We start from the raw sequence: 20823 nt of genomic DNA, 5'->3' as shown, positions 1-20823 counted from the left end.
CATTACCCATTCAGCGCGAGAACAGCGCCGGTCACCACGAGTGGCGTCAGGATCAGGCCGCGCCACAGGAACGACCACCAGGAGATGTCCACCCGGGCGGCGTCGCAGCGCGCTCTCCAGAGCAGCGTCGCCAGTGAGCCCCACAGGGTGAGCAGACAGCCGCAGTTGACGCCGATGAGCAGCGCGAGCATCCGGTGCGGGCTGTCGGAGGCAACGGGTTCCATCGCGAGGTACGCCGGAAGGTTGTCGAAGAGGTTGGCACCCAGCGCGGCGGTCGCGCTCAACCGCAGCTCGGAGGTTGTGCCGGCCACCCATCGCAGCAGGTCCTCGAGCCCGTGCGAGCTCAGGAACCCGACCACCGTGAACAGGACCACGACGGTCGCGACCAGCTTGACCGGGATCAGCGACCACTTGAGCACCTCGCGGCGCCGGACCGCGAACAGCACGACCAGCGAGAGAGCCCCGATGCTCGCCGGCCACGCCACCTCGACGCCGGACACGAACGCCGGTCCGAGCAGCAGGCAAACGGCCGCCGAACCCCAGAACAACACCTTGTCGTCGACCGCCGGTGTCGGCGGCACGATGTAGCGCCGTGGCAGGTCGCGGTGGAACAGCGCGGCCAGCACGGCGACGGTGATGACGATCGCGGCGAGCGCCGGCCGCCAACTGACGGACAGATAGCTGACGTCCAACTGGCGGAACGGGTGCAGCGCCAGCAGGTTCGTGAGGTTGGACACGGGCAGCAGCAGGGACGCCGTACCGGCCAGCCAGACGGTGGTGAAGGCGAACAGCTTCGGCGGGATGTCCAGCTGGCGGGCCATCGAGAGGACCACCGGCGTCAGGAGCACGGCGCAGGTGTCCAGCGACAGCACGATCGTGAGCCCGGTGGCGAGTGCGACCACGAGCAGCCACAACCGCCACACCCGCCCGCGTGCGAGGTGCGCCGCCTCGCGGGCCGCGACGTCGAACACCTTGGCCCGGTCGGCGAGCTCGGCGATCACCGTCACCGCGATCAGGAACACCAGGACCGGCGCGATCCGCTCGACCAAATTCCCGACCTCCGCCGTGGCTGTTCGATTACCCTGTCTAGGTGCCGGACCAGTATGACCAGGAGCTGCCGGACGGCTATCCGGCGGAGTACGAGGCCGACGTCGTCCTGCGCGACGGCGCGACCGCGCACCTGCGCCCGATCACGCCGGACGACGACGACCTGCTGGTGGCGTTCTACGCGCGCGTGTCCGAGCAGTCGAAGTACTACCGCTTCTTCGCGCCGTACCCGCAGCTGTCCGACCGCGACGTGGCGAGGTTCACCCAGGTCGACTACCACCAGCGGCTCGCGCTGATCGTCACGGTCGGTGACGAGATGATCGGTGTCGGCCGCTACGAGGGCACCGGCCGCCGGACGGCGGAGGTCGCGTTCCTGATCGAGGACGCACACCAGGGCCGCGGTCTCGGCCAGCTGCTGCTCGAGCACCTGGCCCAGGCGGCGCGGGAGAACGGCATCCACCGGTTCGTCGCCGAGGTGCTGCCGGACAACCGGAAGATGATCACGGTCTTCACCGAGGCCGGGTACAAGGTCGCCCGGGAGTTCGAGGACGGCGTGATCATGGTCGAGTTCGACATCGCGCCGACCGACACGTCGTTCGGGGTGATGCAGGCCCGCGAGCAGCGCTCGGAGGCGCTGTCGATCGCGCGGCTGCTGACGCCGTCCTCGGTGGCGGTGATCGGCGCGAGCCGGCGCGAGGGAACGATCGGCAACGCGCTGCTGCGCAACCTCCGCGACGGCGGTTTCCCGGGCCGGTTGTACGCCGTCAACACCGACACGAAAGCCGACGAGATCGAGGGCGTACCGGCGTACCCGACGATCCGCGAGGTCGAGGGCACCGTGGATCTCGCGGTGGTCGCGGTCAAGGCCGAGATGGTCGCCGACGTTGTTCTGGACTGTGCCGCCAAGGGCGTGCGCGGGCTGGTCGTGGTCTCCAGCGGGTTCGCGGAGATCGGCGACGAGGGACGGAAGCGGCAGCGGTACCTGGTCGGCCTCGCGCGCTCGTACGGGATGCGCGTGATCGGGCCGAACGCGCTCGGACTGATCAACACCGCGGCCGGGGTGTCCCTCAACGCGACGCTGTCGCCGCTGATGCCGAGCAAGGGCCGGGTCGCGTTCTTCTGCCAGTCCGGCGCGCTCGGCGTGCCGATCCTGGCCGACATGGCCGGTCGTGGTCTCGGGCTGTCGAGCTTCGTCTCGGCCGGCAACCGCGCCGACGTCTCCGGCAACGACCTGATGCAGTACTGGTACTCCGACGAGGCGACCGAGGTCGTGCTGCTGTACCTCGAGTCGCTCGGCAACCCGCGCAAGTTCAGCCGGGTCTCCCGGCGGCTCGCCGGCCGCAAGCCGGTGGTCGCGCTGAAGTCCGGGCGCGCCACGCAGGGCGTGCCGGTCGGCCAGCTGGTCCGCCGCAGTCAGTTGCCCGCCGCAACCATCGAGTCGATGTTCCGGCAGAGCGGGCTGATCGGCGTGGACACGACCGGCGAGCTGTTCGACGTCGCGCAGCTGCTCGCGCACCAGCCGCTGCCGAAGGGCCGCCGGGTCGCGATCGTGTCGAACTCCGACGCGCTGACCCTGCTCGCGCTCGACACGATGGCGGGCTGCGGCCTGGACGTCGCGGGGGAGCCGCGGAACCTGAGTGCCGACGCGACCGCGTCGGACTTCGGGCTCGCGCTGTCCGAGGTGTTCGCCGACGACTCGGTGCACTCGGTCGTGGTGATCTACACGCCGCCCGTGCAGTCGAACGGCGGCGAGGTCGCGCAGGTGCTCGCCGCGGCGGCAGCCGGCTCCGACAAGCCGGTGGTGTCGACGTTCCTGGCCTCGCGGAGCGTCCCGGAGGAGCTCCGGGTCCCCGACGAGGACGGCGGCGCGGCCCGCGGCTCGATCCCGTCGTTCCTCAACCCGCAGTACGCCGTGGGCGCGCTGGCGAAGGCCACGCAGTACGCCGAGTGGCGGCGCCGCTCGGACAGCCGGATCCCGGACCTGCCGGAGATCGACACCGCCGGGGGAGAGGACTTCGTCGCCGAGTTCCTGCAGCGGCACCCGACCGGTGCGGATCTGGACGACGCCGACCGGCAGCGCCTGCTGAGCTTCTACGGGATCTCGGTGCTGCCGGCGTTCCCGGTGCTGAGCGCCGACGAGGCGGTGGCGCGGGCGGCGGACCTCGGGTTCGAGGTGATCCTGAAGGCGACCGCGGAGCAGTGGCGGATGCGCCCGGACCTGGCCGACATCTGGCGGCACATCCACGACGAGGACGACATGCGGGCGGCCTGGGCGGAGATGACCCGGACCTTCGGCGTCGCGTCGGACCCGGGCCGTGCGCAGTTCGTCGTGCAGAAGATGGCGCCGCCCGGCGTACCGGTGGTGATCTCGGCCATCGAGGACGTGTCGTTCGGTCCGGTCGTGACGTTCGGCCTGTCCGGTGTCGCCACGGACCTGCTCGGCGACCGCTCGTACCGGATGCCGCCGCTCACCACCCGCGACGCCGCCGAGATGGTCCGCGAGGTCAAGGCCGCGCCGTTGCTGTACGGCTACCGCGGCTCCGACCCCGTCGACATCTCCGCGATCGAGGACCTGCTGCACCGCGTGTCCCGGCTGACGCTGGACCTGGAGGAGGTCGTCCGGCTCGACCTCCGCTCGGTCCTGGTGTCCGCCGAGGGCGCCACCGTCCTCGACACGCGGATCCGGATCGCGCCGAACGAGAAGCCCCGTCAGGACACGCCGGCGCGCCGCCTCACGTAGTCCGCGTGTAGACGCTGTTCTCGCGGGTCAGCAGGCGCGCGTCCACCAGGCCGCGGCGCAGCGCCGCGTGGTCGGGGTGGAACCGGTTGAGGAGCTCGTTGACCTCGGTCTCCGGATAGCTGCGACCCACCTCGAAGGCCTGCACGATGTACTCCAGCACGACCTGGTACTTGTCCGGGAACGTCGGGAAGTGCGTCAGCCGCCCGTCCCGGATGAACGACCGCAGCACGTTGTCGCGCGCCGGATCCGGGTCCAGCGGCACCCACTCCGGCCGGCTCTCCCGGACGACGTCCTTGAACACCCCGGGATCCGCGCTGAACCCGTCCCGGCTCGCCTCGATCAGTCCGCCCTTGGTCAGCCGTTGCAGCGCCTTCGCCACCACCGGCGCGGCGAGCCCGGTGCTCCCGGCAACCTGTTCCGGGGTGGCGGCGCCGAGGACGATCGCGGAGTACGTCCGCAACCTCGACGGTTCGGCCAGCAGACCACAGAGTTGATCGGCGTTCATGGCTTTCACGCTAACCCGCGCCGCAACCGGATTTCGGCGTGCGAGGATCGGACGCATGCAGCCCGGTCCGCACAACGCGATCACTGATGTCCCCGGCGTCCGCGTCGGTCAGGTCGAGCGCCTCGACGCGCCGTACCTGACCGGTACGACGGTCGTCCACGTCCCCGGGACCGCGGTCGCCGGCGTCGACGTCCGGGGCGGTGCGCCCGGTACCCGGGAAACGGACCTGCTCTCGCCGGTGAACTCGAACGGCGCCGTGAACGCGATCGTGCTGACCGGCGGCAGCGCGTTCGGGCTCGACACGGCCGGCAGCGTGATGCGCTGGCTGGAGGAGCGCGGCGAGGGCGTCCGGGTCGGTCAGGGCGAGTACGACGTGGTGCCGATCGTCCCGGCCGCGGTGATCTTCGACCTGGCCCGCGGCGGTGACTTCACGGCGCGGCCGGAGCCCTCGTGGGGAGCGGACGCGATCGCCGCCGCCACCGACGGACCGGTTGCCCTCGGCAACCACGGTGCGGGCGCCGGTGCCCGCGCGCGGTCGCTGAAAGGCGGGGTCGGCTCGGCGAGCGTCCGGCTCGACGACGGCACGACCGTCGGCGCGCTGGTGATCGTCAACGCGGCCGGTTCCGCGATCGACGCCGACGGCAACCTGTACGGCGCGCGGTACGGGCTCGGCGACGAGTTCGCGCAGCTGCGGACGCCGGTCGAGCCGCCGCCACCCGCCGCGCCCGGGCGGAACGTGATCCCCGGACCCCCGATGAACACCGTGATCGCGATCGTCGCCACCGACGTACCGCTCGACAAGGCCGCGGCGCAGCGGATGGCGATGGTCGCGCACGACGGACTAGCGCGGGCGGTCGACCCGATCCACACCCTCGTCGACGGCGACAGCATCTTCGCGCTGTCGACCGGTCCCGCCGCGCAGGGCCCACGGTTGAGCGTGACCGATCCGGCCGCGCTGGCGCAGCTGGAGACCGTGTACGCCGCCGGGGCGCGGACGCTGTGCCGGGCGATCGTGCACGGGATGCTCAACGCCGAGTCGGTGCAGACGCCGGCCGGGCCGATCCCGAGCTACCGCGACACCTTCCCGTCAGCGTTCTCTACGACCTGAGTCGTACGCCGGACCGCCGAAAGCCACCGGAAGACGGCCGGAAGACCGGTCCGCGGTCGGACGATCGCGAGCGGTGATCGCGAAAGGCTCCGGGTATGAACTTCCAGAGTCAGCAGATCGTGCTCAGCGGCCACGGTCTCGTCAAGTACTACGGCAGCGTGGTCGGCCTGGCCGGCGTGGACGTCGCCGTGCGGTCGGGTGAGGCGCTCGCGGTGATGGGCCCGAGCGGCAACGGCAAGACCACCCTGCTGCACGTGCTCGCCGGCATCCTCACGCCGGACCAGGGCGAGGTGTGGCTGGGCGGTGAGCGGGTCGACCAGCTGAACGACGCGGCGCGGACGGTCCTGCGGCGGCGCCGGCTCGGCTTCGTGTTCCAGGACAACCAGCTGCTCGCCGAGCTGCCCGCGGACGAGAACGTCGCTCTGCCGCTGATGGTCGACGGTGTCAGCCGGCGGGAGGCGATCGGCCGGGCCCGTACGACGCTCGCCCAGGTCGGCCTGGCAGCCGAGGTCGGGCGCCGTCCCGGTGAGCTGTCCGGCGGCCAGGCGCAGCGGGTGGCTATCGCGCGCGCCTTGGTCGGCGAGCCACAGGTGGTGTTCGCCGACGAGCCGACCGGAGCCCTGGACGCCGCCACCGGCTCCCAGGTCATCGAACTCCTGGTCGGAGCCGCCACCTACCGCGGCGCCGCAGTAGTCGTCGTGACCCACGACAACGCGGTAGCAGCCCGCTGCCACCGGACCCTCCACATCGTCGACGGCCGGGTCAGCGACGGCGCACCGGCTTCCTGGGAGGTGCGGTCGTGAATCCGATGACGGATCTCGGATTGCGGTTCGTCCGGCGGCCGGGCCCGGGCGGGCGGGCCGCGAACCTGGCCGCGTTCGGGGCGACGGCGGTGGTGGCGCTGCTGGTCACGTTCCTGATCGCAGGGTCTCTGGGGATCTCGCACCGGTCCGAGCGGATCGGCTGGCGCGGTGCCGCCAAGGCGGACCCGGCGACCGCGATCGGCATGCTCAACGGGGAGGACCGGCACCGCGTCGACGGCCATCAGATGACGGTCGTCGAGCTGGCCACCTTGAAGCCCAACGAGCTGCCGCCGCCACCCGGCCTCGACCGCGCCCCGAAGCCCGGCGAGGTCTTCGTCTCGCCGGCGGTCGCCAAGCACTGGGCCGGCATCAGCCAGCAGTACGGCGGCCTCGAGAAGCCGACCGGGGTGATCAGCGACAAGGGCTTGTCCTCACCGGAGGAGTTCGTCATCGTCCGCGGTCTCGCGACCATTCCTGCCGACGAGAATCCGCAGTACGTCAACAGCTGGAACGAGGACCTGTGGGACAGTCGCATGCTCGGCCTGCTGATAGCAGTTGCCTTCGGCATCACCCTGGTCTTGTTCCCGATCCTCAGCCTCGTCGGACAAGCCGCCGGCGTAGCAGCCAGGCGCCGCGAACACCGGCTCGCCGCCCTGCGCCTAGCAGGGGCCACCCGGACCCAGGTCCTGTGGCTGAGCGCAGTAGAACAAGCAGTCCTCGCCCTGGCCGGCGCAGTCGTCGGCCTCCTCGCCTACACAGTTCTGAGCCCACTGATCGCCCAGATCCCACTAGGCGGCGGCCGCTGGTACGTCAGCGACATCACCGTCCAGTGGTGGACGGTCCTCGTCGTACTGGTCGCCGTACCCGTCCTGTCCGTCATCAGCGCACTCATCGGCCTCGGCCGCGTCAGCATCACCCCACTGGGCGTCGTACGCGGCCAGACCCGCAAGGGCGTCAGTGTGGTGCGCATCGGGCTGCTGGTCGTGGGCCCGGTGATCCTGGCGTACTACGGCATGCGGGCGGCCATCCTCCCGCTGCTGATCGGCGTCGGTTTCGCCGCGCTCGCGGTACGCATCATCGGACCGTGGGCCGTGCAGGTGGTCGGCAAGCTCATGGCCAACGCGGCCAACGGACCTGTGGCGTTGCTGGCGGGTCGTCGGCTCGTGGACGATCCCAAGGGCGCCTTCCGCCCGGTCGCGGCGTTGGTGCTGTCCGGCTTCGTCACCGGGTTCATCTCGGTCTTCATGCCCTCGGGCGAGGACGACCCGAGCTTCAACGACATGCGGATCGGAGTCGCGCTGCTGCTCTCACTGGTGTTCCTCACCGTTGCCGCCTCCACTGCGGCCGGTGCAGTGGGTACGGCGCTCGACCAGGCGGCGCCGGCGCGTGCGCTGCGGCGCTCCGGTGTCCCGCTGTCGGTGATCGAACGATCGGCTCGCGTGGCGGCCGTCGTACCGGTGGTCGGGGTCGGGTTGCCGGTGGTCGGCTTCGGCGCCCTGTGCGGACTGGCGCTGAGCGGCGGCAAGGTCATCACCGAGGGCAGTTCCGGCGTACTCCTGCTCCTCGGACAGGTCGTCGCCGGACTCGTCCTGGTCACGGTCGCGGGCGCGGCCGGCGCCCCGGTGCTGCGGAAGGCAAGTGCGAACTGATCGCGGTTGTCCACAGCCTGGGTCGAAGGGTGAAACGGTCCGGGGCACGGTCGTGCAAGGATGAGGGCATGCGTGATCTGAATGCACCGGAGCTCGCGGACGCGTCGGCGGACCTCCGCGAGGCGATCGATCGGTGCGGTTACTACCCCGACGTGGTGTCGGACTCGCTCGACGTGGCGATCGCCGGTGAGCCGATCCGGGCCTACGTGCTGCAGCACGAGCCGACGTTCGACCGGGACGAGGTCCGGCGGCACATCACGATCCTCGCGCTCACGCCGACCCGGCTGATCGTCGGCCACACCGACGAGCACGCGGCCGACGAGCTGATCCGCGCGCCGTACGCGTCGACCTCCACCGAGGCCATCCCGCTGCACCGGGTGAACGCCGTGGTCGTGAACCGCGTCGTCCCGAACCCGGCGGGCTACGCCTCCGGCAAGGCCGACCCGGCGGTCGCCGGCGGTGGCGAGGTGGTGCTGACCATCGGCTGGGGCATGGTGAACCGGATCGACCTCGAGCCCGCCGTCTGCGCGGACCCGAACTGCGAGGCCGACCACGGCTACACGGGCTCGGTCGCCGCCGACGACATCTCGTTGCGGATCAGCGCCGCCGCCGACGGCCCGGCCGGGATCCAGCAGGTGCTCGAGTTCGCCAAGGCGCTCTCGTTCGCGACCAGCAGGTAGTGCCGTGATCGTCCCGGTTTCCCCGCAGTACGGCGGTGGAGCACTCGCCGACGTGCTGCCGTCGGTGGCCGGTGCGTTGTCGGTGCCGGGGGAGACCGACGTCCTCGGCCTGCCGCCGGCACGCCGGTACGCCGTCCTGCTGCTCGACGGCCTCGGGTGGAACCTGCTGCAGCGGTACGCCGACGCCGCGCCGTACCTGTCCTCGCTGATGCCGACCGGCCGCAGTCTCACCGCGGGCGTGCCGTCGACGACCGCGGTCAGCCTGACGAGCCTCGGGACCGGCCTGCCGCCGGGCGCGCACGGCATCGTCGGCTACACGTCGATCGTGCCGGAGTCCGGCGCGCTGCTGAACGCGCTGGCCTGGGACGCCCCGGTCGATCCGCGCCGCTGGCAACCGCACGGGACCGTGTTCGACCGGGTCGCCGCGGCGGGTGTTGCCACGCGCAACGTGAGCAAGAGCCGCTTCGACACCTCGGGGCTGACAGCGGCCGCCTTCCGCGGCAGCAAGCACCGCGGCGCCGACACCATCGAGGAGCGGCTCGACGCGACCCGGTTCGCCAGCCGGGAAGGCCAGTCGTCACTGGTCTACGTGTACGACTCGCAGCTCGACTACATCGGTCACCAGCAGGGCTGCGACTCGTGGCAGTGGCAGAAGGAACTGACCGCGGCCGACATGTTCGCCCAGCGAGTCCGGGCGGCGCTGCCGCGCGACGCCGTACTGCTCGTCGTCGCCGACCACGGCATGATCGACATCGCCCCCGAGCACCGCGTCGACCTGGACGCCGAGCCGGCGCTGACCGCGGGGCTCCGGCTGATCGGCGGCGAGTCCCGGTTCCGGCACCTGTACTGCGTTCCCGGCGCCGAGGCCGACGTACTGGCCGTCTATCGGGAGCGGCTGGGTGACAAGGCGCTGGTGCTGACCCGGGCCGAGGCCGTCGCGCAGGGCTGGTTCGGCGCGGCTGTCGAGGACCGGGTGTCGCCGCGGCTGGGCGATGTCATCGTTGCCTCCCTCGGTCCGGTCGCGCTCGTCGCCGGCCGGCAGCACCCGCAGGAGGCCGGCCTGATCGGCCTGCACGGGTCGCTGACCCGCGACGAGATGGAGATCCCGCTGCTCGTCGACGCGGGCTAGAAGCTCCAGACGTTCCAGAAGAAGCTCGTCCGCGCGGTCTTCGCCTCGCCGTCGCGGGCCGTCACGGTCACCTTGTACCGGCCCGCGCCGGGAGTCAGGACACCGGTGATCCAGCCGCGCGCCGTGTCGATGCGCAGCCCGGGCGGCAGCCCGACGGCCGAGTAGCTGATGTCGCCCGTGCCGCCAGTGCCCTTCATCAGCAGCGGCACCGCCGGGATTCCGCCGACACCGATCTGCTCGGACGGCTCGGTGATCGAAATCGCGCCCTGCGGCTGCGCGGCCGCCGCGCCGACGGCCTCGGCCGCGTCCACCATGCCCTCGCCGTAGTACGAGTTCTTGTCTGCCGATCCCGTGCACTCGCCGGACGCGCCGGGCGGGCAGGGGAGATCGTTGGCCTGCTGCGCGAGCCGGGCGCGCACGTCGGCCGTCGACAGCTTCGGGTCGACACTGCGGAGCAGCGCCGCGACACCGGCGACGTGCGGCGACGCCATCGACGTACCCTCGAGAATCTTGTAGCCACCGCCCGGGACCGTCGAGTAGACGGCCTGGCCCGGCGCGGCGAGGTTGATCTTGTTCTCCCCGAAGTTCGAGAACGGCGACTTCGCGCTGCGCGGGTCGACCGAGGCGACGACCACGACGTTCGGCAGTTCGGTCGGGAGGCTGAGGCAGTCGTTGGTCACGGTGCGGCTGGTGGCGGTCGAGTCGTCCGGGCTGGTCTCGTCGTCGGTCTTGTTCGCGAGGTCGTAGTTCTCGTTGCCGGCCGCGGCGACGTTCACCACGCCCTTGCTGTCCGAGTACGCGACGGCCCGGCGGACGGCTTCGAGGATCGCGGCCTGGTCCGGCTCGCTCGGGCAGTTGAACAGCCACGGATCGGTGTAGTAGCTGTTGTTCGTCACCGAGACGCCCTTGTCGGCGGCGAACATGAACGCGCACACCGTGTTCTCCGGGAAGAACAGCTCGCTGCCGGCCTCGGCGACCCGGATCGACGACACCTTCACGCCGGGCGCGACGCCGATCATGCCGACGCCGTTCTTCACACCGGCGACCGTGCCCGCGACGTGCGTGCCGTGCTCACCGACCGGACGCCACGCGCCGGGCCGGGTGTCGACCTTGCCGTACGCGCAGGACGCCGACCTGGTCGCGTCGAAGTTCGCCTTCAGGTCCGGGTGCAGGTCGTCGACGCCGGTGTCGAGGACGCCGACCGTGATGTTCTTCGAGCCGGGGTTCTTCGCCCAGGCCCGGTCCGCGCCGATCAGCGTCATGTCGGACCGGTCGGTCTCCGGCTGGGTGGTCCCGACCTCCGGCACCGCCGGCGGGATCGCCGGGTTCGCGACCGCTGCCGGAAGGTCCGACGTCCTGGTCGCGCCGGCCTGCTGGACGCCGTCCACGCCGCGCATCTTCGCGGCGAAGTCGGCCGCGGTCGAGTGCGCCACGAGGACACCGATGGCGTCGTACGCCGCATAGACCGTGCCCCCGTTCTGGGCGACCGCGCCGGTCACCTGGCCGGTCCGGCCCGGCGCGGTGATCACGAAGTACGCCCGCAGCCCGGCCTCGGACCGCTCCGGCGCCGCGGCGGCCGGAAACGTGTTGGTGACGGCCAGCAGACAGGCCGCGAGGACGAGGAGCAGGGGTTTGCGCACATTCCATTCAAACTGAACGGAGGCTCAGAACCCAAGCCACCGCTCCGACACACCCCGGCGTGCACACCCGGCCGCTGACTTGGCAGGATGTTCGCCCGTGGCTGAGCTGCTGTACTTCACCGGGACCATGGACTGCGGCAAGTCGACCTTGGCGCTCCAGATGGATCACAACCACAAGGCCCGCGGCCGGCTCGGCCGCATCTTCACCAGCCACGACCGCGCGGGGGAGTCGGTCCTGTCGTCGCGGCTCGGCCTGGCCGCGGAGGCGGTCGAGGTCCGCGAGGAGTTCGACTTCTGGGACTACGTGGTGGGCGAGCTGACCCGCGGCGGGCGGATCGACTACGTGGTCTGCGACGAGGCGCAGTTCTACAGCCCGCTGCAGATCGAGCAGCTCGCGCGGCTGGTCGACGAGCTGCAGATCGACGTGTTCTGCTTCGGGATCCTCACCGACTTCCGGGCGACGCTGTTCCCGGGCTCGGCGCGCCTGGTCGAGCTCGCGGACCGGATGGAGCTGCTCCAGGTCGAGGCGCTGTGCTGGTGCGGTGAACGCGCCACGCACAACGCCCGTACGATCGGTGGGGAGATGGTGACCGAGGGAGAGCAGCTGGTGGTGGGCGACATCCAGACGCACGACCACGAGGTCGCGTACGAGGTGCTCTGCCGCCGGCACCACCGCCGCCGCCTCACCCAGGCCCGCGCCCGCGCCACGCTGTCACCCGAGGTCCTGCCCTTTGGAGGAGCCGCTTCATGAGCCCGTTGATCACCGTCGACGAACTGCGTGCGCTGGATCCCGCGCCCGTGCTGGTGGACGTCACCTGGAACCTGGCCGGTCCGCCCGGCAAGGAGGCGTACGACGCCGGACACCTGCCCGGCGCGTACTTCGTCGACCTGGACACCGAGCTCGCCGGCCCGCCCGGACCCGGACGCCACCCGTTGCCGGACGCAACCACTGTGACGGCGACCTTCGAGCGTCTCGGCGTGACCGCGGCGGACACCCCGGTCGTCGTCTACGACGCCGCGAACTCGATGGCCGCCGCCCGGGCGCGCTGGATCTTCCGGTACTTCGGCCTCACCGACGTCCGCGTCCTCGACGGCGGCCTGGCGGCGTGGCAGGCCGCCGGCCAACTGCTGACGACCGAGGTCCCGCCGGCCGGCACTCGCGGGTTCACCGCCGCCCCGGGACACCTGCCGGTGCTGGATGCCGACGGAGCCGCGGCAGTGGCCGAGAAGGGCGTCCTGCTGGATGCCCGGGCTCCGGAGCGGTTCGCGGGGGAGGTGGAGCCGATGGATCCGGTAGCCGGTCACATCCCGGGCGCAATCAACGCTCCGACCACGGCGAACGTCGACGACACCGGGCGCTTCCTCCCGGCCGCCGAGCTCCGGACGCGGTTCGCCGGCCTCGGCGTCACCGGTGACGCCGAGGTGGCGGTCTACTGCGGCTCCGGCGTCACCGCCGCCCACGAGGCCCTCGCCCTGGAGTCCGCCGGCCTGCCCGCGACCGTGTACATCGGCAGCTGGTCAGAGTGGATCACCGACCCGAGCCGCCCGGTCGCCACGGGCAAGGACACAGGCAAGGACTGAGTCACCAGCCGATCGGGCCTTCGCGGTCCTCGAAGGTCCCGGTCGGTCCGTCCGGTCCGATCGTCGCCAGCCGGACGATCGAGTCGGTGCCTTCGGTCACGGTCAGCTGACCCATGTGGTTGTTCATGTCCGTGGCCGCGAAGGTCTTCTTCTCGGTCTCGCCCGGCGTCACGGCGTTGAACTTGATCCCCGGCAGCGCCTGCGCGTAACGGACGGTCACCATGTTGGCGGCCGCCTTGGACGTGCTGTAGGCCAGCTCGTGCATCTTCGAGGTCGGCTGCGCCGGATCGAGCACCACGCTGAACGCGCCACCCGCGCTGGTCACGTTCACCACCCGCGGGTTCTCCGCCGCCTCCAGCAACGGCAGGAACGCGTGCGTGACCCGCACGATGCCGTAGACGTTGGCGTCGAACACCGGGTGCAGCTCCTCGACCGTCGCGTCCTTGGGATGGACGATGTGCCCGGGCGCCCCCGCGTTGTTGATCAGGACGTCGAGCCGATCCGTGTGCCGGCGTACGACGTCCAGCGCGGCCGCCACCGACTCGTCGGACGTGACGTCCAGCTGGACCATGACCACGTCGATGCCGTCGGCAACCAGCTTCTCCGCGGCGACCCGGCCGCGCTCCGCGTCCCGGGAGCCCAGGAAGACCTTCCAGCCCAGCAGGCCGAGCCGCCGGGCGGCCTCGTGACCGAGCCCCTTGTTCGCCCCGGTGATCAGCACCGTGGTCTGTGCCGCGTCCGTCATCACTACCTCCTGTCGAGACAACCGTTCGGGCATCAGATGCCGCGCCGGCCTGCCGTGTGACAGTCGCTCAGAGTGACGCGCGCCACGCATTGACTTCCCGGCGCAGGTGCGGGATGGTGAGTCAGAAATCGATTTCCCATCAACGTCCGCCCCTCTTGATGCCGGGAGTCACAGATGATGAAGCGATCCACGTTCCTGCGTGCCGCGGTCGGCGCCGGTGTGCTGGCCGCCCTGCCGGGCCGCGCCCAGGCGAGGAGTCAGGCAGTGCTGACCAACAAGGTGGCCGATCTGACCGGCCCCGGACTGACCGACCGGTTCCGGATGGCCGCGACCGACCTCGGGATCCCCGCCCGCACGCCGGACGGACGGCTGCTGTTCATGTTCGGCGACACCTTCGAGGAGCCGTACGTCGGCGGCGGCTGGTGGCGCTCGCCGGTCGCGCTGTGGTCGACGACCACGAACCTGGCCGGCGGCGTGACCTGGTCGGGCGCCGTCGGGGGAGCCGCGGCGCAGCAGTTGTGGGACTACCCGCACGACAACCCGACGTTCTCGACCGTGCTGCCGTCCGACGTGATCACGATCGGCGGGTCGATGTACCTGCACGCGATGGTGAACAAAGGCCTCGGGAACGTCGTCTGGACGGAGATCTGGCGCTCGGACAACTCCGGCGCGAGCTGGTACCACACCGGCGCGAAGTTCGACCCGAACATCGACGGCGGCATGTTCCAGCTGCTGACCTGGGGTCTCGGGAACGACGGGTACGTGTACGTCTACTCGACCGGCTTCCAGCGCAACAAGCCGATCATCCTGAAGCGCGTCCGCCAGGAGCAGATCGCGAACCCGGCGGCGTACCAGCCGTGGGGGTACCGCGACGGGGTCTGGGCGTGGGGCAATCCCGCGACGCCGATCCTGACCGGCAGCTTCGGCGAGATGAGTCTGCGTCCGCTCGGCGGCAAGTGGGTCCTGACCTGGTTCAACGCCGGCGACTACCGCATCGACGGCATGATCATGGACACCCCGACGTCCAACCTGTACACGGCGTACCGCCAGACCCTGATCTACGGCGGCGCCTGGGGTTCGGAGAACGACAACCACGTGGCCCAGCTGTACGGCGGCTACGTCATTCCCGGCTCGACGCTGTCGGACCTGCACCTGTCGGTCAGCCAGTGGAACACCGACAACGGCTGGCCGTACCGGGTCATGCAGTTCCGCGTCCGCGGCTTCGGCTAGAGATCCAGCACCATCGTGTCCGACGTACCGACGACGCCGGTCTTCCGGAAGCCGAGTGATTCGTAGAGCTTCCGGGCCGGGTTGTCCGGGTCGACGCTGAGCGAGAGCCGGCTGTACGACGCCGTCCGCGCCTGCTTGATGATCTCGTCGAGCACTGCCCGGGCGACGCCGCGGCGGCGGAAACCGGGCGCGACGCCCAGGGTGAGCTCGGGTACGTCGTCCGCGACGTACCCGTAGCCGGGCCGGTCCGCGGTGAGCAGGCGGGCCCAGGTGGCGCCGGCGGGGGAGCCGTCGAGCTCCGCGACCACCCCGAAGTCCGTGGATTGCGGCCAGCCGTCGAGGTAGCGCCACGCGTGGTCGTCGGCGCGTGCCTTCGCCTCGTCGTACCACGGGGTGCCGTCCCAGTTGCAGGCCTCGAGCAGCATCGCGGTCAGGGACGGCAGGTCGTCGGCGGTCGCCGGGCGCAGGAACATGCCGCCCATCTTCGCGCCCGGCCGTCACGAACCTCCACCGGATTACTGCCGACCAAGGTCTTGAGTTAGTAACACGCTTGGTTTAACTTACTCGGGACCTGACCGGTGTGTGGCTCAGAGCACATCGGCGGCGTCCGGAAACCTGAGGAGTTCCGATGACGAGAGTGAGCAGGTGGGGGCGCCGCGGGGCGGCCCTGGGGATCGCCGGGCTGATGCTCGCGGCGGCCGGCTGCGCGCAGGCGACCACGCCGGAGTCCGGCGGTGGCGGCGGGGCCGGTGGGGCGATCGACGAGAACGCGCCGGTGACGATCACGATCGGCGACCGCCCGACGCCCGACAAGCCGAACGACATCAAGGCGTTCGAGCAGAAGATCAAGGACTTCACGGCGACGCACCCGAACATCACGGTGAAGTCGACCGAGACCAAGTGGGAGGCGCAGACCTTCCAGGCGCAGGTGGCCGGCGGCACGCTGCCGACCGTGATGAACATCAGCTTCACCGAGCCGGCCAACATGATTCCGAACAAGCAGCTGCCGGACATCACCGACGAGCTGAAGCTGGTCGACCTGACCAAGGACCTGAACCCGGACGTGCTGAAGATCGTCCAGGACGCCGACGGCCGGATCTACGGCGTACCGATCGACGTGTTCTCGGTCGGCCTGGCGTACAACCGGGCGCTGTTCAAGCAGGCCGGCCTGGACCCGGACAAGCCGCCGACGAGCTGGGACGAAGTACGGCAGTACGCGAAGCAGATCGCGGAGAAGACCGGTAAGGCGGGCTACGCGCAGCTGACGACGAACAACACCGGCGGCTGGATGCTGACCACGATGACGTACAGCATGGGTGGCAGCGTCGAGAGCCAGGACGGGAAGAAGAGTACGTTCAACGACGCGCCGACCAAGAAGGCGCTGCAGCTGCTCAAGGACATGCGCTGGACCGACAACTCGATGGGCAGCAACTTCCTCTACAACCAGGAGGAGATCCGCCAGGACTTCGCCGCCGGCAAGATCGGCATGGTCCTGCAGGCGCCCGACGCCTACGACATGAGCGTGAAGAACTTCGGTATGAAGCCCGCCGACTACGGGCACGGCGCGCTCCCGCAGGACGGCGGTCCGCACGGCACGCTGACCGGTGGCTCGCTGAAGATGATCAGCCCGAAGGCGACCAAGAACGAGGTCGTCGCGGCGCTGAAGTGGATCAAGTTCGACCAGTTCGACAAGTACACGACCGAGGCGCTCGCGGTGCAGGACGCGAAGACCACGATCGCGGACAAGGGCTTCGTCGGCCGGCCCGGCATCACGCCGCTGAGTCAGGAGACCTACGACCGGTACAACAAGTGGCGCGAGCCGTATGTGAACGTTCCGGTCAAGCAGTTCCAGGGGTACGTCGACTCGACCAAGGCGCTGAAGCTGCTGCCGGAGCCGCCGAACAAGGGCCAGGAGGTCTACTCGCTGCTCGACCCGGTGGTCCAGCAGGTGCTCACGAAGAAGGACGCGGACATCGACAAGCTGCTGAGCGACGCCGCCTCGAAGGTCGACGCCCGCCTGGCGCGGTAGTCACATGTTCCAGCAGAGACCACAGAAGCCGCGCCGGAGCGGTGCTCACTCCTGGGCCACCTGGTACCGCTCCGGCGGGCTCAGCAGCGTCGTCTTCGTGCTGCCCCTGGTGCTGACCTTCCTGTACTTCTCGTGGGGCCCGATCGTCCGCGGCCTGGTGCTCAGCTTCCAGAAGAACAACCTGGTCCAGCCGCCGGAGTGGGTCGGGCTGGCGAACTTCAGCTACGTGCTGACCGACCCGCAGCTGCCGCAGGCCGCGGTCAACACGCTGTACTTCGCGTTCCTGGCGCTGATCTTCGGCTTCCCGGTCCCGCTGTTCCTGGCGGTGTTCGTCAGCGAGTTGCGCCGTACCGGGTGGCTCTACAACATGCTGTCGTACCTGCCGGCCGTCGTACCGCCGGTGGCGGCGATCCTGTTGTGGAAGTTCTTCTACGACCCGAGCGGCACGGGCGTGTTCAACACGATCCTCGGCTGGTTCGGGATCGGGCCGTTCGCGTGGCTGAACTCGCAGAGCCTGGCGATGCCGGCGATCGTGCTCGAGGCGACCTGGGCCGGCGCCGGGGCCACGTCGATCATCTACCTGGCGGCGCTCACCGGCGTCCGCACGGAGCTGTACGAGGCGGCCGAGCTGGACGGGGCCGGGATCTGGCGCCGGATCTGGCACGTCACGCTGCCGCAGATCCGCGGAATCATCCTGATCATGATGCTGCTGCAGCTGATCGGGACGTTCCAGGTGTTCACCGAGCCGTTCCTGTTCACCGGCGGCGGCCCGAACAACGCCACCACGACGATCCTGCTGCTGATCTACCGGTACGCGTTCATCAACGGCGACTTCGGCGCGGCGACCGCGCTGAGCGTGCTGCTCGCCGGGGTGCTGTGCCTGCTGTCTGTCGTCTACCACTTCGTCACGCGGCGCTGGAGTACCACATGACTCACGAACGCGGCATCATCTCGACCGCGGACCGGCAACGCGGCCTCGTCCGCTACGGGTTGCCCGCGATCCAGGTCCTGCTCTTCATCGGCGTGCTGATCGCCGGGGTCGGACCGCTGCTCTGGCTGCTCAAGTCGGGGCTGTCGACGAGCCAGGACATCCTCCGCGGGCCGATGCAGCTGTGGCCGTCGGGGATCCAGTGGCAGAACCTGCCGGACGCGTGGAGCCGGGTGCAGATCGGCGCGTACCTCGGCAACACGGCGTTCATCGCGATCGGCTCGATGATCTCGACGCTGTTCGTGTGTACGACGGGAGCGTTCGTGCTGAGCGTGCTGCGGCCGAGGTGGGGCCCGGTCGTGACCGGGGCGGTCCTCGCCACGCTGTTCCTGCCCGGCGTGATCTCACTGGTCCCGCTCTACATGACCGTGCTGAAGATGCCGCTGCTCGGGATCAGCCTGCAGAACACGTTCTGGGCGGTCTGGCTGCCGCAGGCGGCCGGCGCGTTCAACATCCTGGTGATGAAGCGGTACTTCGACTCGATCCCGCGCGAGCTGATCGAGGCCGCCCGGATCGACGGCGCGAGCAACCTGCGGCTGTTCACGTCGCTGATCCTGCCGCTGTCGAAGCCGATCGTCGGCGTCGTCGCGCTGCTGACCGTGATCGGCTCGTGGAAGGACTACCTCTGGCCGCTGCTCGTCCTTCCCGACCCCCGCCTGCAACCGATCTCGGTCGCCCTGCCCCGGGTGGCCAAGACCACCGAGATCTCCCTGCAGATGAGCGCCCTGTTCCTCGCCGTCCTGATCCCTGTGGTTTTGTTCTTGCTGTTCCAGAAGCAGTTCCTGCGCGGTGTCGGGATGTCAGGAGGAATCAAGGAGTGAGTGAACTGAACGGCCGGCGGGTGCTCGTGACGGGGGCCGCCGGGCGGATCGGGTTGGGGACGGTCGCCCATCTCAACGCGGTGGGGGCGAAGGTGACGGCGTTGACCAACGTCGGGAATCCGGAGCTCGAGGCCGATCGGGTGCTGCTCGGCGACACCCGGTCGGAGGCCGACGTGGCGCGGGCGCTCGAGGACGTGGAGTACGTCGTCCATCTGGCGGCGCTGCCGCACCCCGGAGCGGGCACGCCGTACGACGTGTACTCGGTCAACGTGGTGTCGACGTTCAACGTGCTCGCGCAGGCGGGGGCCCTGGGCATCGACCGGGCGGTGATCGCGAGCAGCATCAACGCGACCGGCGTACCGTTCAACCCGCACGAGATCCGGCCGGCGTACTTCCCGTGGGACGAGAAGGCGCCGAGCGACGTCGGCGACTGGTACTCGCTGTCGAAGCAGAACGACGAGAACACCGCGCGGATGGCGTGGCGGCGGTGGGGGATCGATGTGGTCGCGTTCCGGTTCCCGCACGTCAACGCGCCGGACGTGCTGCGGCAGATGTCCGACCACGTGCGGGACAAGCCGGACACGAACATGCGGGAGGCCTGGAGCTACCTGGACACGCGCGACGCGGCGTACGCGATCGAACTCGGGCTGACCGCCCCGCTGTGCGGCGCGCACACCTTCTTCGTCACCGCGTCGACCACGCTGGCGCCGTACGCGACCGAGGAACTGCTGGACGCCTACATGCCCGAGATCCCGCGGTTGCGACGGTTCGTCGGCCGTGAGGTGCCGATCGACCTGACCGCCGTACGCAGCGTGCTCGGCTTCCAGGCCCGGCACGAGCTCGACCTCCCGACTCTTCCCTTGGAGCACTGATATGCCCTCGAACTTCGACCAGCCCTGGCCGGTGCGCGACGACGTCCGGATCCGCGAGGTGAAAGCGATCGTCACGGCACCGCAAGGCATCCCGCTCGTGGTGGTGAAGATCGACACCACCGAGCCCGGCCTGTACGGGCTGGGCTGCGCCACGTTCACGCAGCGCTGGAAGGCGGTGCAGACGTTCGTCGACGAGCACCTGGCCCGGCTGCTTGTCGGCCGGTACCCGGGCGACATCGGCGACCTGACCCGGCTGGCGTCGTACTCCGGCTACTGGCGCGGCGGACCGGTCACGAACAACGCGATCTCCGGGATCGACCAGGCGCTCTGGGACATCGCCGGCAAGCGGGCCGGGATGCCGGTGTACGAGCTGCTCGGCGGCAGGGTGCGCGCGGCCGCGGACACCTACATCCACGCCAGCGGCCGGACGATCGAGGAGACGCTCGACCACGCCCAGAAGCTGATCGCGCAGGGCTGGCGGCACATCCGGCTGCAGATGTCGACGCCGGGCGGCGGCGGGTACGGCGCTCCGCAGCTGCCGACGCTCTACCCGGATTCGCCGTACCGCAACGGCTGGTCGGCGCGCGACTACCTGCGGACGACGCCGGAGCTGTTCGCCGAGGCGCGCCGGGTGCTGCCGGACAACATCGAACTGCTTCACGACGTGCACTCGCGACTCACGCCGAAGGAGGCTGTGCTGCTGGCTCGCTCGCTGGAGGAGTACCGGCTGTTCTTCCTGGAGGACGTGTTGCCGCCGGAGCACTGGGACCGCCTGCCCGAGGTGCGCGCTGCCTCGCCGGTGCCGCTCGCGGTGGGTGAGCTGACGACGTCGATGACCGACGCGGTCCGGCTGGTCCGGGAGTACGGCGTGGACTTCATCCGCTCGCACGTGTCCGACATCGGCGGCCTCACACCGGCCCGCAAGCTGGCCGACCTCGCGGAGCTGTGCGGCGTGCGGACCGCCTGGCACGGGCCGGGCGACACCTCGCCGATCGGCGCCGCGGCGAACGTGGCGCTGGACGTGACGTCCGTTGCCTTCGGCATCCAGGAGGGGCACATCTACAACGACGCGACGTACGAGGTCTTCCCCGGTGCGCTGCGGATCGAGGACGGCTGGCTGCGCCCGAACGACACGCCCGGCTGGGGCATCGAGATCGACCTCGACGCGGCGGCTGGTTATCCCGCGCAACTGTCCGGTCACGACGAGTGGGCGGCCGGTGTCCGGCGGATCGACGGAGCGCTCGAAGCACCGTGAT

The 20823-nt window shown here is 70.2% G+C and carries 19 protein-coding genes; 14 read left to right on the top strand and 5 right to left on the bottom strand.

Annotated features, from left to right (window positions below; translation table 11 throughout):
* Positions 1-2 precede the first annotated feature (2 nt).
* Positions 3-1049: an SLC13 family permease gene (locus tag ABN611_RS33175; protein ID WP_350276226.1), complete on the bottom strand. Its 1047-nt coding sequence runs from the start codon at positions 1047-1049 to the stop codon at positions 3-5.
* 41 nt (positions 1050-1090) lie between these two features.
* Between ABN611_RS33175 and ABN611_RS33170 the strand changes: the two genes are divergently transcribed.
* Complete coding sequence (locus tag ABN611_RS33170; protein ID WP_350276225.1) at positions 1091-3787, top strand: GNAT family N-acetyltransferase; 2697 nt, start codon at positions 1091-1093, stop codon at positions 3785-3787.
* Here the strand turns inward: ABN611_RS33170 and ABN611_RS33165 are convergent.
* A complete protein-coding gene (locus tag ABN611_RS33165) occupies positions 3780-4292 on the bottom strand; it encodes a DUF2087 domain-containing protein (protein WP_350276224.1) in 513 nt (170 codons plus the stop codon). The two genes, ABN611_RS33170 and ABN611_RS33165, sit on opposite strands and share 8 nt — an antisense overlap.
* Positions 4293-4347: 55 nt before the next feature.
* On the opposite strand from ABN611_RS33165, the gene ABN611_RS33160 reads away from it, so the two are divergent.
* From ABN611_RS33160 to ABN611_RS33140, 5 genes are all read left to right on the top strand, one after another.
* On the top strand, positions 4348-5400 hold the full coding sequence (locus tag ABN611_RS33160) for a P1 family peptidase (RefSeq protein WP_350276223.1): 1053 nt from the start codon (positions 4348-4350) through the stop codon (positions 5398-5400).
* A 95-nt stretch (positions 5401-5495) separates the two neighbouring features.
* Entirely contained in the window at positions 5496-6203 is a 708-nt protein-coding gene (locus tag ABN611_RS33155) for an ABC transporter ATP-binding protein (protein ID WP_350276222.1), read from the top strand.
* A gap of 5 nt (positions 6204-6208) precedes the next feature.
* Entirely contained in the window at positions 6209-7852 is a 1644-nt protein-coding gene (locus tag ABN611_RS33150; RefSeq protein WP_350281718.1) for an FtsX-like permease family protein, read from the top strand.
* A 68-nt stretch (positions 7853-7920) separates the two neighbouring features.
* Positions 7921-8532: a DUF5998 family protein gene (locus ABN611_RS33145; RefSeq protein ID WP_350276221.1), complete on the top strand. Its 612-nt coding sequence runs from the start codon at positions 7921-7923 to the stop codon at positions 8530-8532.
* A gap of 4 nt (positions 8533-8536) precedes the next feature.
* Positions 8537-9661, top strand: a complete 1125-nt coding sequence (locus tag ABN611_RS33140; RefSeq protein ID WP_350276220.1) for a nucleotide pyrophosphatase/phosphodiesterase family protein — start codon at positions 8537-8539, stop codon at positions 9659-9661.
* On the opposite strand, the gene ABN611_RS33135 is transcribed toward ABN611_RS33140, so the two are convergent.
* On the bottom strand, positions 9658-11301 hold the full coding sequence (locus ABN611_RS33135; RefSeq protein WP_350276219.1) for a S8 family serine peptidase: 1644 nt from the start codon (positions 11299-11301) through the stop codon (positions 9658-9660). The genes ABN611_RS33140 and ABN611_RS33135 overlap by 4 nt on opposite strands.
* A gap of 97 nt (positions 11302-11398) precedes the next feature.
* Between ABN611_RS33135 and ABN611_RS33130 the strand changes: the two genes are divergently transcribed.
* The gene (locus ABN611_RS33130; protein ID WP_350276218.1) at positions 11399-12052 is read left to right on the top strand and encodes a thymidine kinase; all 654 of its coding nucleotides are present in this window, start codon (positions 11399-11401) and stop codon (positions 12050-12052) included.
* On the top strand, positions 12049-12882 hold the full coding sequence (locus ABN611_RS33125; protein ID WP_350276217.1) for a sulfurtransferase: 834 nt from the start codon (positions 12049-12051) through the stop codon (positions 12880-12882). The genes ABN611_RS33130 and ABN611_RS33125 overlap by 4 nt, the downstream gene beginning before the upstream one ends.
* A 1-nt stretch (position 12883) precedes the next feature.
* Here ABN611_RS33125 and ABN611_RS33120 read toward each other — a convergent pair whose 3' ends face one another.
* Positions 12884-13627 (bottom strand): SDR family NAD(P)-dependent oxidoreductase, encoded by a 744-nt coding sequence (locus ABN611_RS33120; RefSeq protein ID WP_350276216.1) that lies wholly within the window; start codon positions 13625-13627, stop codon positions 12884-12886.
* A 174-nt stretch (positions 13628-13801) separates the two neighbouring features.
* Between ABN611_RS33120 and ABN611_RS33115 the strand changes: the two genes are divergently transcribed.
* The gene (locus ABN611_RS33115) at positions 13802-14857 is read left to right on the top strand and encodes a DUF4185 domain-containing protein (protein WP_350276215.1); all 1056 of its coding nucleotides are present in this window, start codon (positions 13802-13804) and stop codon (positions 14855-14857) included.
* Here ABN611_RS33115 and ABN611_RS33110 read toward each other — a convergent pair.
* Complete coding sequence (locus tag ABN611_RS33110; RefSeq protein WP_350276214.1) at positions 14854-15330, bottom strand: GNAT family N-acetyltransferase; 477 nt, start codon at positions 15328-15330, stop codon at positions 14854-14856. The two genes, ABN611_RS33115 and ABN611_RS33110, sit on opposite strands and share 4 nt — an antisense overlap.
* A 155-nt stretch (positions 15331-15485) precedes the next feature.
* Here ABN611_RS33110 and ABN611_RS33105 point away from each other — a divergent pair, with 155 nt between their 5' ends.
* From ABN611_RS33105 to ABN611_RS33085, 5 genes are read left to right on the top strand one after another with little or no spacing between them, the layout of a single operon-like run.
* On the top strand, positions 15486-16886 hold the full coding sequence (locus ABN611_RS33105; protein WP_350276213.1) for an extracellular solute-binding protein: 1401 nt from the start codon (positions 15486-15488) through the stop codon (positions 16884-16886).
* Between the two features lie 4 nt (positions 16887-16890).
* Positions 16891-17817: a sugar ABC transporter permease gene (locus ABN611_RS33100; RefSeq protein ID WP_350276212.1), complete on the top strand. Its 927-nt coding sequence runs from the start codon at positions 16891-16893 to the stop codon at positions 17815-17817.
* Positions 17814-18695: a carbohydrate ABC transporter permease gene (locus ABN611_RS33095; protein ID WP_350276211.1), complete on the top strand. Its 882-nt coding sequence runs from the start codon at positions 17814-17816 to the stop codon at positions 18693-18695. Before ABN611_RS33100 ends, ABN611_RS33095 begins: the two co-directional genes overlap by 4 nt.
* Positions 18692-19567, top strand: coding sequence for an NAD(P)-dependent oxidoreductase (locus tag ABN611_RS33090; RefSeq protein WP_350276210.1), 876 nt, complete (start codon positions 18692-18694; stop codon positions 19565-19567). The genes ABN611_RS33095 and ABN611_RS33090 overlap by 4 nt, the downstream gene beginning before the upstream one ends.
* 1 nt (position 19568) lies before the next feature.
* Entirely contained in the window at positions 19569-20822 is a 1254-nt protein-coding gene (locus tag ABN611_RS33085) for an enolase C-terminal domain-like protein (protein WP_350276209.1), read from the top strand.
* Position 20823 lies beyond the last annotated feature (1 nt).

The sequence above is a fragment of the Kribbella sp. HUAS MG21 genome (genome assembly GCF_040254265.1).
GTDB lineage: Bacteria > Actinomycetota > Actinomycetes > Propionibacteriales > Kribbellaceae > Kribbella.
The sequence above is the reverse complement of the archived record's forward strand: the minus strand, read 5'-3'. Positions and strand labels throughout refer to the sequence as shown.